At 48.0% G+C, this 12,952-nt stretch carries 9 protein-coding genes; 4 read left to right on the forward strand and 5 right to left on the reverse strand.

The window, feature by feature from the left end; translation table 11 throughout:
- Positions 1 to 72: 72 nt before the first annotated feature.
- Positions 73 to 339 (forward strand): hypothetical protein, encoded by a 267-nt coding sequence (locus ACTRXF_RS02875; protein WP_474261195.1) that lies wholly within the window; start codon positions 73 to 75, stop codon positions 337 to 339.
- A gap of 135 nt (positions 340 to 474) precedes the next feature.
- Here ACTRXF_RS02875 and ACTRXF_RS02880 read toward each other — a convergent pair whose 3' ends face one another.
- The 5 genes from ACTRXF_RS02880 to cudC form a co-directional block, all read right to left on the reverse strand.
- Positions 475 to 1,275, reverse strand: a complete 801-nt coding sequence (locus ACTRXF_RS02880; RefSeq protein WP_474261196.1) for a carotenoid biosynthesis protein — start codon at positions 1,273 to 1,275, stop codon at positions 475 to 477.
- A 131-nt stretch (positions 1,276 to 1,406) separates the two neighbouring features.
- Complete coding sequence (locus ACTRXF_RS02885; protein WP_474261197.1) at positions 1,407 to 3,377, reverse strand: methyl-accepting chemotaxis protein; 1,971 nt, start codon at positions 3,375 to 3,377, stop codon at positions 1,407 to 1,409.
- 155 nt (positions 3,378 to 3,532) lie between these two features.
- Positions 3,533 to 5,251, reverse strand: a complete 1,719-nt coding sequence (locus tag ACTRXF_RS02890) for an ABC transporter ATP-binding protein (RefSeq protein WP_474277748.1) — start codon at positions 5,249 to 5,251, stop codon at positions 3,533 to 3,535.
- 383 nt (positions 5,252 to 5,634) lie between these two features.
- A complete protein-coding gene (locus ACTRXF_RS02895) occupies positions 5,635 to 7,272 on the reverse strand; it encodes a high affinity choline transporter 1 (protein WP_474261200.1) in 1,638 nt (545 codons plus the stop codon).
- A gap of 72 nt (positions 7,273 to 7,344) precedes the next feature.
- The gene (gene cudC / locus ACTRXF_RS02900) at positions 7,345 to 7,914 is read right to left on the reverse strand and encodes a choline uptake/conversion transcriptional regulator CudC (RefSeq protein WP_474261201.1); all 570 of its coding nucleotides are present in this window, start codon (positions 7,912 to 7,914) and stop codon (positions 7,345 to 7,347) included.
- A gap of 343 nt (positions 7,915 to 8,257) precedes the next feature.
- On the opposite strand from cudC, the gene betB reads away from it, so the two are divergent.
- From betB to ACTRXF_RS02915, 3 genes are all read left to right on the forward strand, one after another.
- Positions 8,258 to 9,724 carry a betaine-aldehyde dehydrogenase gene (gene betB, locus ACTRXF_RS02905; protein WP_474261202.1) on the forward strand — a complete coding sequence of 489 codons (1,467 nt, stop codon included), beginning with the start codon at positions 8,258 to 8,260 and terminating at the stop codon, positions 9,722 to 9,724.
- A 207-nt stretch (positions 9,725 to 9,931) separates the two neighbouring features.
- The gene (betA, locus tag ACTRXF_RS02910) at positions 9,932 to 11,617 is read left to right on the forward strand and encodes a choline dehydrogenase (RefSeq protein WP_474261203.1); all 1,686 of its coding nucleotides are present in this window, start codon (positions 9,932 to 9,934) and stop codon (positions 11,615 to 11,617) included.
- 102 nt (positions 11,618 to 11,719) lie between these two features.
- The gene (locus ACTRXF_RS02915; RefSeq protein ID WP_474277750.1) at positions 11,720 to 12,928 is read left to right on the forward strand and encodes an iron-containing alcohol dehydrogenase; all 1,209 of its coding nucleotides are present in this window, start codon (positions 11,720 to 11,722) and stop codon (positions 12,926 to 12,928) included.
- Positions 12,929 to 12,952 lie beyond the last annotated feature (24 nt).

The following is a 12,952-nucleotide window of genomic DNA, read 5'->3' on the forward strand; positions in this document are numbered from 1 at the left end:
CGAAAGTAAAGCTTAATACGACTGAGCACAGGGAAACTTATTCCCATAATTGTAATATAGGAGGCCTGCGCCATGCTTGCTGTTAAAGTGAATCGTGCGCTCCATAAACTAAACAAACATGCAGCCCCTGCTGCCAAAACTGCTTTGAAAAGAAACGAACCGGTCGTAGTGCATTTAACCAGCACTCAGGAGCGGAAAGTAAAGGACTCTCTTTATTTTCTTGAAGAGGAACAATTAATTTACTGTGCCAGATTAGAAGAACAAACCACTACAGACCCCAGAATAGACACGACGCTCGAGCTCATCCCCCTTCCCAGGCTGTTTAACGTTTTAGATTAATAAAAAAAGCCTCCCCGGGATACGGGAAGGAGCATAGAGGGGTCCCCTGTCCAGCGGGATGAACCTGGGGGGATCAACACCTCCTATATTAAGCCCTTAATGTAACGCTTGTATGAAGAACCTGTTAACGTTTTGTTATTTTCTTTGGACCTGCTGCTTTTTGCCTGTAAGCACCACAAAACAAAAAATCATGATACCAATTCCAATCGTCCCGGCGAGCCAAAGAGCATTTAACAGTGCGAGCACGGTAAACATAAAGGTAAGCAGAACATATAAAGCAGCAGTGCGCGGCTGCCAATAAGCCGACACGTCAAACAACCTCCCTTGAAAGTGAAGAACCAAATACATAATCGTATGCAGAAGAAAGCCAATAATAAACCATCCCTGGAAATTCGAAAACGGAATATCATAATACCAGCCGCCTTCATTCCATATCCAGTACCCCTGCACCAGATAGTTCACAGGGTCGAGTACAAAATCAATTCCGGTGACTAAAAGTGCTCCCAGCAGCACATAAAGAATAAACGATACCCATCCACGCAGGCGTGGAAGCATGCCCAGAATATAAAGCATTAACGCATGTGACCCAGAAACGATGGCCACCCAGGCTGCTCCAATCGTCAGCGGCACCCCTAGAACCATCGCCCCGAAATCAGAAGCATATTCATAGCTTCCAAAAAAGAGATTCAGCTGCACACCGATCCCTTCAAGAAACATCGAAAGCAGAAAAATAACGGCAGTCAGCCCGCCTCCGGTTTTCCCCCCGTAAGACCGAATCAGAAAAAAAGCACCAATTACTCCGGTTAAATACAGAAAAACAGCGTTTGCCCATTCCAGCCATACCGGGAGCAAATCAAACGTCAGCAGCACGATGCCGCATATGTACCAAAAGATAAAAAAACGAAATAAACCTATGTCAAACGGTAAGTTTCTCATGGCCCCTCCTGAAGTTACAGACTATTAATGGATGCCCCTGTCTATTTCCCGGGTAATACTTGTTTTAACTGTATTTTATAAAAAAAAACAGAAAACCCCGAAGGATTTTCTGCCTGCAACTAATATTATCTCTATATTTTAAAGTAGTTGACCTCCTGTTGAAGGTCCTCTGCCATGGAAGCGAGCGTTTCGGCCGCAGAGGATATTTCCTGCATCGAGGCGAGCTGCTCCTGCGTGGACGCCGCCACCTCTTCGGAGGAAGCCGCGTTTTCCTGGGCGATCGAAGAGATATCAGAAGCCGAATGCGAAATACGCTCGACGCTTCCGGCCATGCTCCGGATCGTTCCAGTCACTTCTTCAATCTTTGGAGCCATATGCTCCATGCTGTCAAGAATCTGCTGAAACTGTTTAGAGGTGTCCTCAGATACGGTCAGCCCCTGCTCCGCATTTTTTGATACGCCCTCCATTTGAATTACAGACTGCTCTGCATCATTTTGAATGCTTTTAATCAGCGTACCAATCTGTTCTGCCGAAGTGGAGGACTGCTCAGCAAGCTTTCGCACCTCTTCCGCGACGACGGCAAAGCCCTTTCCCTGTTCTCCGGCCCGTGCTGCTTCAATGGCTGCGTTTAAAGCAAGCAGGTTAGTCTGACTCGCAATGCCGGTAATAACCTCAAGAATGCCGCCAATTTCCTTGGAGCGATCCGACAAAGCCTGAATCACCTGATTGGAGGCAGTAACAGATTGATGGATATCCTGCATCTGGGAGAGATTGCTTTCTACATACCTGCTGCCTTCGCGGGCCCTTTCTGCTGTTTCAGCTGACAGCTGAAGCACGTTGTCCGTCCGTTCCTCAATTTTTTTCACTCCGCCGGTCACTTCTTCAAGCGCGGCGCTGTTATGTTCAATTTTTTCCGTCTGTCTTTCTGCTCCGCTTGCCACCTGTTCGGTAGCGACAGCTACTTCGCTTGTCGCCTGCGAGGTCTGCTCCGAGCTTGCTTTCAGCTGCTCTGACGATGAACTCATATGCTCCACAGACGCAGAAAGCTTAGTGAGAATGCCCCGTAGAGATTCCACCATATGGTTAAAGCTTGCGGCGAGTGCTCCAATTTCATCGTTGCTGTTTACTTCCACCTGCCCGGTCAGATCACCGCGGCTGATTTTTTCAGCAGAAGCCTGAAGACGCTGGATCGGCTTTAAAATATTTTTTACGATAAAGTAGACAAACAGAAGGCCCCCAAGGAGTGCAGCGGCAATGACGATACCGGTTCTCCAGAGAATCGGCGCTGCTGCTTCCTGAAACTCGCTCGTATACATCGTGCCGCCGACCGTCCAGCCGGTGGTTTCATTCTTTATAAATTCCATTTCCTTTGCTTCCCCGTTCAGCGTGTACGAAAAATGGCCGTCACTCTTACCGTCGATTTGGCTGTAGACGTTTTCTTCCATAGGTTCTCCAGGTTCTGCGTTAGGGTTAACCATATAATTGCCCTGCGTATCCGCCAATACAACATATCCTTCTTTACCAATGGCCGCTCCTGCTGCCAGAGACTCCAGGGAGGATAAATCGTAGTCAATAGCCATTACCCCCGAGCCGTCATCCAGCTGCTGGGTAATCGTTACGATCTGGGCTTCTGTTGCTGCATCTACATAAACATCAGTAAGTACTGCCTCACCCCCAGCTTCGACTGCTTCCTGGAACCATGGACGTTCGGTTGGATCATAATCCTCCGGCAGTTCCCCCTGATCCGATGCAAACAGTGTTTCTCCTTCATTCGAGCCCGTGTAGATGGAAATAACCTTGCCATGTGTTTGAATATAGTCATTAAAGGTGTCGAGCATACGTTCTTCGGCTTCAGGATCGGTAAATGACTCTTCGGTGACGAGGCCGGCGTAATGGCTGATATCAGCAATTCTTGCATTCATTTCTTCATCCACCTGTTGGTTAATAAGACCAACGCTTTCCCCGGCATTGCTATTCATCTGGCTCCTGACTTCATTTTTGGCAGACGTGTAGGAGCTGAAGCCGATAATAATACTTGGCACCAGCAGTACGAGTAAAAACGAGATGTATAATTTTTTTCGCAGCGTTAATGATTGCAGCATAGGCATCCTCTTTTCTAAAATATATTTTTCTATGTAATAGGCCCTCTACTATTATCTATCGGTTCATTTTTGCAATTCTTTGTTCTCCAAACTGTTTTTATTTTGCATTGGCATAAAAAAATCCTCTCCATATAAATTCAGGAGAGGAAAACATTTTATTGATATTCAAGCTGTACACTGTTCAGCGAAGCAAAAACGCCGTTTTTATGGATCAACTCTTCATACGTCCCCTGCTCAGCAATACGGCCGCCGGTCACCACCACGATATTATCGGCATGCCGGATCGTCGCAAGCCGGTGGGCGATTACAATCGTCGTCCGGTTCTCCGCCAGCTGGGTCAACGACTGCTGAATCAGTGCCTCGGTTTCCTTATCGAGCGCTGAGGTCGCTTCATCCAAAATTAAAATCGGCGGGTTCTTCAAGAAAGCACGGGCAATTGCAATCCGCTGCTTCTGGCCCCCGGAAAGCTTTAACCCCCGCTGGCCGATTTCTGTTTCATACCCATCCGGAAGCTCCTCTACGAACCCGTCCAGGTTCGCCAGCCGGGCAGCTTCTTCAATCTCTTCCTCCTCAGCCGTCAATCGCCCGTAAGCGATGTTTTCCTTCAACGTGCCGTTAAACAAAAACACATCCTGCTGCACCATGCCGATCTGGGAACGAAGGGATTCCTTTGTCATCTTCCGGATGTCTATACCGTTAATTGTCACAGCACCGGCGTCCACGTCGTAAAAGCGCGGAATCAGCGAGCTGATCGTCGTCTTCCCGGCCCCGGAAGAGCCGACAAAGGCAACTGTTTTTCCAGCTTGTACCGTTACTTTCATGTCCCGGAGCACCGGCTGGCTTTTATGGTACCCAAACGTGACATCTTCAAGCCTGATGTCACCTGTAAGCACCGGAGCTTCTACTGCATCAGGGTGGTCGACAATATCTTTTTCTGCATCTGTCATTTGCACGAACCGTTTAAAGCCGGCCATGCCCTTCGGATACAGCTCTAAAATCGCACTGATTTTTTCTATCGGTTTGAAGAGCACGTTCACGTACAAAATAAAGCCGACGAACTCACCGTTTGTAATGGCACCTGTGTAAACGAGCCACGCACCGTAAACAAGCACTGCCAGAATCATAAGACGGGTCGTTAAGAAAATAGTCGCCGTAGTGTGCCCCATCGTCCGGTAGCCCGAGAGCTTAGCCCGGCGGTAACGGTTGTTGTTTTTGGCAAACCGGTCGATTTCAAAGGCTTCGTTTGTAAAGGACTGTACTACCCGTGCCCCTGAGACGCTGTCCTCCACCCGGGCGTTCACATCGCCTATTTCTGCGTACATTTTTGTCCACGCTTTGTTCATTTGAATATTCGTATAGGTAATAAGCGCAATCAGAAATGGCACAAACACAAGAGCAACAAGGGCAAGCTGCGGATTAATCGAAAACATAATCGTAAAAGCGCCCGCAAACGTCATAACGGCAATAAATAAATCCTCCGGCCCGTGATGGGCAAGCTCTCCAATATCAAACAAATCGTTAGTGATACGGCTGATAATGTGGCCGGTTTTCGTATTATCAAAAAATCGGTATGACTGGCCCTGAACGCTCTTAAACAGCTCCCGCCGCATATCCGTTTCAATATTAATGCCAAGCTTGTGCCCCAGATAATTGACGATGTACTGCAGGTAGGCACTGAATAAATAGATGGCAAGCAGGCCGGCTGAGACCCACACGACGAGGTTCCAATCCTCCTGGGGAAGCAGGGAATCAATAAACCACTGGACAACAAGCGGAAAGACCAGATCCAGGGCTGCAACAGCGATCGCGCTGAAAAAATCGATGAAAAACAGCTGTTTATGAGGAAGGTAATAGGAATAAAAACGTTTAAGCATCAGGGTCTCCTCTTCTAATCAAATTCACGTTGAAATACTTCTTTTATTGTATAGAAATGCTGATGAAATTCAATCATTTTCTACCTGGCTATTTCCATATAATGCAAATAACCATGAAATAATATGAAAACAGGCGCTTATCGGTATGGAAAGCAAATATTAGCTAAAAAACAGCATTAATTATCGGTATTCTTTTTTGTGTTTAATAGACAAACAAAGGAAATATGTTAATATAGATACACTGAATGCCATCAGGTATGTTGACCTTCCCGAAAACTTCCTAAGCTTCAGTATACAGCTGTAGAAGCTGTTTTCTTTGTATATGCGGCGCTGTACGCCAAAAAGCCTGAAAGCATTGCTGCTTCCAGGCTCTTTTTTTGACTTTATTTAGACGGCTTTTTTTCTAAAGCTGCATTGTCATCTCGTTCATGTGGCATGAGAAGCGGCTTTGGAACAGCCTTTTTCTTTGTAGCTTCAGAAACCACAAATATAAGAATAAACGCGATAATAACGATCACCGTACGGAAGGGGAAAAGCACAATCCCGTCTTCAATCATTGGGTACGGAAGAAAGACCGGCAGGCCGATCGCCGGTTCTCCGCCGCCAAGGCGCAAAAAGACAGATACAATAAATGCTGTCAGGGAACCATACACGTTCGCATTTTTATAAAACAGAGCCATGGTCAGCTGCGGGAATAAAATACAAAAAATCAAATCCGACGCAAGGTACCACAGAGTATATACACTTCCAACATTTAAAGCAATCAGGGTAGAAGCCGCCCCGATAATCACAATCGAGGTCTTGATCACCTTTTTCAGTTCATCGTTGGAGGCTTTCGGACGAAGCAGCGGGCGGTATATGTTCCATGAAGCCATCGAGGAGGCGGACAGAATCGAGGAGTCCATGGAAGACATAACGGCTGCTGCAAGAGCCCCGAGGCCAATCGCCGCTACCCATCCCGGCGTCAGATGCTGGAGCACCTCCGGCAGTACCATGGCCGCTGTTTCCGGTGCTGAAGTACCAAAGGACGCCCAGTCGACATTATAGCCGATTATACCAATAAGAACGGCTGGGACAGCCGCAATAATACATACTACACCGGCAATGATCGAAAACCACATAGCCGTTTTTTCATCTTTAGCGGAGAGCACGCGCTGGAAATAAACCTGCCAGGCAATGCCGCCGAAAATTAATAGAAAGGCATAGTCCCACCAGTTCCAGAAATAGTTGCCCCATTCCGGATGATTCCACCCGTCAAGTGGCGGAAAAAGGTTCGCATAGGTGCCAAGATCCGCCTGATAACCATTCCAGTTTACGCTCAGGCTGCCGGTGCTGCCAAAGGCAAACGGCAGCACAAGAAACAAACCACCCAACAGCAGAATCATCTGTAAAAGATCTGTATAGGCAACCGCCCACATGCCGCCAAATACGGTGTAGGCAATCGCAATAATGGCTGAAATAACAATCGACGTCGTAAAATTGATCCCTAAAATAGTACCGAATGTAGTGCCTAGTGCTGTCAGAATCGCGCCGCTCCAGAACATTTCCCCCAGGAGCGCCGGAAGATAAAGCAGACCGCCCATTTTCTTGCCAAACCGCTGCTCGAGCGGATCAATAATGGTTTTGAATTCGTAACGGCGCATTTTTCTCGCATAAAAAATACCGCCGATAATGAGACTGAGGGCATAACCCCACGGGGCCTGAGCCCATACAAGGCCGTCAGCATATGTTGATTCTGCGGTCCCGTTAATATAACCGCCTCCTACCCAGGTGGCGGCCATCGTGAAAATCATGATAACAAGCGGCAGACTCCGTTTAGCCACCATCATGTCATCGAGAGAATCAGACTTTTTAGCGGCAAAATAGGCCCCGACATAGTACATCAAAGCATAGAAAACAAGCATGGCAATAAAGCCGCTCCACATCACTTCGTCACCAGTGGCAATTATGTAAATCAGTACTGCTGCTACCAAAAGGACAAACCCTAGACTCTTTAATAAGTTTAAATTTTTCTCGATCACGAGCAACACCTCTATTTTTTATAAAATTCTAAATATTGCGAAAACATTTTCCGGAGAGATAAAGTAAAACTGTTATCTCTCTTTTTCATCATCTTCTTCTATCGGAATATATTTAAATAATTCTCCTGTTTCCATAGACTCCACGAGACGACTCAACCATTTGTAGTACTTGATCGACTGGCTGAGAATTCGCTGAATCTCCCGGGCTTCTTCTTTTATGGATTCTTCTGCTTCTTCCGACTGAATCAGCATATCCAATTGTTCCCAGGCGCTTTCGATAGCGCTCAAATTCGTCCGCACTTCTCTCTCCCACTGCTGGGCAAAGAAGTTGGTGAAAAAACGGAAAAAATCCTTTTCGGCTACGTAGGTCTGCTTTCGCTTTCCGCGCCGGTGCGTTTTCTTTACAACATTGAACTCCTGAAGCTTTCGTACTCCAGTGCTCATACTCGGTTTACTCATTCCGAGTTTTTCTCTCATTTCATCCAGCGTCATATCGCCTTCAACATACATTGTCCCATACAACGTGCCAACGCTTCTGGTGACACCGTACAAATCCATGGTTTCAGCCAGGGAATCAATGATAATATCTTTGGCGCCTTCGAGTGACTCCCTCCATTCATCCTGGTGATGAGAATCCGTCATGGGCCCCTCCTTTTCTATTAAAAAAATTCAATTTGTTAAATATTTTCTTCACAGTATCTAATCTTAACGTATAAAAATTTCTTGTCAAATGCCTAATCAAAAATATTGGAATCTAATCTTTATGTGCATTCCCCGGGAAATAAAAAGGCTTCGGATATACTCGCACGCGCGAGAGAGCCTAATAAAAATTTTAAAATTTATTTATTTCAGGGTAATGACTCCGGGCGCTGGATGAAAATTTCCCTGAAGGTCTTTGACAAGATAATTGAAAGCTGATAGATTTAGGTTATTCAAAACGTTAAATATTTTTTTAACAAAGTTAACGACTAGGAGGCATACACATATGGATATTCGCATGTATATTGACGGCGAATGGGTCGACGCTGCTAACGGCAAAACCCGGGACATTATTAATCCGCTTGACCAAAGCGTTATTACGCAGGCAGCCGAAGGCTCCCGTGAGGACGCTGTAAAAGCCGTACAGGCTGCCCGCCGGGCATTTGACAAAGGACCATGGGCCGCTACTTCCGCTTCGGAGCGCGGAGCGTATGTATTAAAGGTCGCCCAGCTCATTGAGCGGGATAAGGAAGAACTCGCAGAGCTCGAAACGCTCGATACAGGTAAAACAATGACCGAAAGCCGTGCTGATATGGACGATATCGCCGGAGTGTTCCACTATTTTGCCGGACTTGCTGATAAAGACGGCGGCGAATATATCGCTTCTCCACTGCCCAATTCCGACAGCAAAGTTGTCCGTGAACCTGTCGGCGTATGCGGTCAAATCACCCCTTGGAACTACCCGCTGCTGCAGGCATCCTGGAAGATCGCACCGGCTATTGCAACGGGAAACACCATTATCGTCAAACCAAGTGAAATTACGCCGCTTACGACCGTCAAGGTATTTCAATTGATGGAAGAAGCCGGCCTTCCGGCAGGCGTGGCCAACCTTGTGCTCGGAAAAGGCACCGACGTCGGTGCGGAGCTTTCTGAAAGCGTGGACGTGGACCTGATTTCCTTTACAGGCGGTATTGAAACCGGCCGTAAAATCATGCAGTCCGCCACCTCCAATATGAAAAAAATCGCCCTTGAGCTCGGTGGTAAAAACCCTAACATTGTTTTTGCCGATGCGGATTTCGATCTTGCCGTGGACCAGGCGCTAAACGCCGCTTTTTTTCATGCCGGACAGGTTTGTTCCGCCGGAGCACGGCTTTTGGTGGAGGAATCTATCCATGACGATTTCGTCAACGCGATCGTTGATCGGGTGAAAAACATTCGTCTCGGCAGCGGTCAGAATGAAGAAACACAGATGGGACCGCTTATTTCCGCAGAGCACCTGAGCAAGGTCGAAAACTATATCGACATCGGTAAACAGGAAGGAGCAACCGTTGCGGTCGGCGGCGGACGCCCGGACGACGAAACGCTCCAAAAAGGGTTCTTTCTTCTGCCGACAATCTTTACCGACTGCCGCTCCGACATGAGAATCGTGCAGGAAGAAATCTTCGGCCCGGTACTTACCGTGGAAACCTTCACTTCGGAAGAAGAAGCCGTGGAAAAAGCGAACGACACAGTGTACGGCCTTGCCGGCGCTACGTTTACCACCGACATCAGCAAAGCCGAGCGGGTGGCCTCCGGCCTCCGTCTTGGCACCGTCTGGATCAATGACTTCCATCCTTATTTTGCCCAGGCGCCTTGGGGCGGCTACAAGCAGTCCGGCATCGGCCGTGAGCTTGGCAAGGTAGGCATGGAAGAGTACACCGAAACCAAACACATCTTCCGTAACACGAACCCGGAAGCTCTGAATTTTTTCTAAAAAACCAGCAAAAAATACGACGTCTTCCGCTTACGCAGGCTGACGCCTTCCTATAGACATAAACTCTATAAATCATTTCTCGTTTTTTTATGTTGAGTAAGTATCATTTTATTAATAACTCTCCACGAAATAACATAGTTGGATCAAAAGTTATTATATAGCTTCACACACATCGTTAAACAAAGAAAATCTTTGGGGGTGCACAATATGAGTGAAACATTTGACTATGTAATTATTGGTGGAGGAAGTGCAGGATCTATACTTGCGAACCGGTTAAGCGCAGATAGAAATAATAGCGTGCTTGTACTAGAAGCAGGGCGAAGTGACTATGCGTGGGACTTACTGATTCAGATGCCGGCGGCGCTGCCGTTCCCTGCAGGAAAGAGTCTCTATGACTGGAAGTATCTGTCTGATCCGGAACCATACATGAACGGCCGGCGCATTAAGCATGCGCGAGGAAAAGTACTCGGCGGATCCAGCTCTATTAACGGCATGATTTATCAGCGCGGGAATCCCCTCGATTATGAACGATGGGGTGCAGACGAAGGTATGGAGGAGTGGAACTACGCGCACTGTCTTCCATACTTCAAGCGGTTGGAAAACGCGCTGGCAGCTGAAGAAGGAGACGAGTTCCGAGGTCAGGACGGTCCGCTTAAGCTGGAACGGGGACCAGCAACGAGCCCGTTGTTCGAGGCGTTTTTTGAGTCAGCTGTAGAAGCAGGCTATACGCGCACACCGGACGTGAACGGTTACCGCCAGGAAGGATTCGGGCCATTTGATAAGCATATCCATAAAGGCAGAAGAATGTCTGCTTCCCGGGCATTTTTACACCCGGTCATGAATCGGAAAAACCTTACCGTAAGAACCCGTGCGTTTGTTGAAAGCATAGATTTTAACGGGACAAAGGCAGAAAGTGTAACCTATCAACACAACGGCAAAACGCTGAAGGTGAACGCAGGAGAGATCATTCTTTCCGGCGGCGCGATCAATTCTCCGCAGCTGCTTCAGCTTTCCGGTGTCGGGGACGCAGAACACCTGCGTTCGCTTGGAATCGAGCCGGTCGTTGATCTGCCGGGTGTCGGTGAAAATCTGCAGGACCATTTGGAAGCATATATTCAGTATTCCTGCCCGCAGCCGGTTTCCATGCAGCCAAGCTTGAATAAGTTGAAAATGCCTTGGATCGGTCTGCAGTGGCTGCTTGGCCGTAAAGGTCCCGCAGCGTCGAATCATTTTGAAGGAGGCGGCTTTGTCCGCTCTAACGAGACTGTTCCTTATCCGAATTTAATGTTCCACTTTCTCCCGGTAGCAGTACGCTATGACGGCAAGAAAGCAGATACAAAGCACGGATTCCAAGTGCACGTTGGGCCAATGTATTCTGATGCACGAGGAAGCCTGAAGATCCGCTCCAGGGATCCAAGGGAGCATCCAAGCATGGTGTACAACTACCTTTCCACGGAGCAGGATAGACGCGAATGGGTTGAAGCGATCCGCATTTCCCGTGAAATCATGGCACAACCAGCCATGAAACCATTCAATTCTGGAGAGATCGCTCCAGGGGACGCTGTACAGACAGACGAAGAAATTCTGGAATGGGTTGCGAATGATGCCGAAACGGCGCTGCACCCAAGCTGTACTGCGAAAATGGGGCCTGCTTCAGACCCAATGGCCGTTGTTGATCCGAAGACGCTGAAAGTACATGGTGTCGAAAATCTTCGCGTCGTGGATGCCTCTGTCATGCCTTATGTGACGAACGGAAACATTCATGCACCGGTACTCATGATCGCTGAAAAAGCAGCGGACCTGATCCTTGAGCGTGAGCCGCTCGAACCGATGCATACAAAATTTTATCGTCACGGCGTTGATCCGTCGGATGCAGGGACAATTAAGTCCTAAAATAAAATATAAAAAGGATTCTTTTTATCCAGTGCAGCTTCTTGTAAAAGCCCTCGCTTTGGAAAAAAGGATCTTTTTTCATTCATTAAGGAGGATTTTCCCATGAGCATGAACATGAAAGTCGAAAGCATGTTAAGCTATCACACATTTGAAGTACCAACAGCAATCAAGCACGGCATCGGTGCCATCAAACATATTGGTGAAGAAATCAAAGCCCTCGGCTCTGACAAAGTACTGCTCGTCACAGACCCGGGTATCCATAATGCAGGCGTAACAAAGCCTGTTATCGAAAATCTTGAAGCTTCCGGTGTAGAGGTCGTTCTTTTTAACAAGGTAGAGCCAAACCCTCCCGTACGTCTTATTGAAGAAGGCTCCAAATTTTACACAGCAGAAAACTGCAATGGTCTGGTTGCTGTCGGCGGCGGAAGCTCGATGGATACCGCAAAAGCGATCGGCGTTGAAGCTACCCACGAAGGCTCGATTTTAGATTATGAAGCTGCTGAGGGCAAAAAGCCGCTGGAGCGCCGCATTCCTCCATTCATCACTGTACCGACAACAGCAGGCACTGGCTCTGAAGTAACCCAGTGGGCGGTGATCACAGACGAAGACCGCGAATTTAAATTTAACACTGGCGGCCCGCTCATCCCGGCATACGTAACCATCATTGATCCGGAGCTGCACGTTTCCATGCCTCCGCATATAACTGCCATGACCGGTATTGATGCGATTGCTCACGCGGTTGAATGCTATACAATGAAATTCGCCCAGCCTGTCACAGATGCGGTGGCACTGCTTGCGATTGAGTACGCTGCAAAATACATCCGCCGTGCCTATGCCGACGGCGAGGATCTTGAAGCCCGTTATGGCATGGCACAGGCTGCAATGCTTGCAGGCCTTTCCTACGGCAGTGAATCTGCCGGCGCTGCGCACGCCATGAGCCAGACACTTGGCGGTATTATTCCAGTAGCACACGGCCAGTGCGTCGCAGCTATGATGGGACCGGTAATGGAATACAACTGGAAGGGTGCCCCGGAGCGTTTTGCACGTGTTGCCCAGGCATTTGGCATCGACACCGTACGCATGAGCACCGAAGAAGCAGCTAAAGCTTCTATCCAGTATATGTATGATCTCGCGGAAGAGCTCGACATTCCTTCCCTCGAAGAGCAGGGCGTAAATCCTGATATGACCGAGCGTCTTGCCAAAGAAGCAATGAATGACCCGCAGACAGAGGGCAATCCCCGCGACTTGAAAGTGTCCGACTACGAGTGGATCTACAAGCGCTGCTTCCATCAGGTGCCAAAAACCGTTTAATATTATCCTTACGCAAAAGCCGGA

It is taken from the genome of Marinococcus sp. LNHM3E3-2.2, from assembly GCF_056034385.1.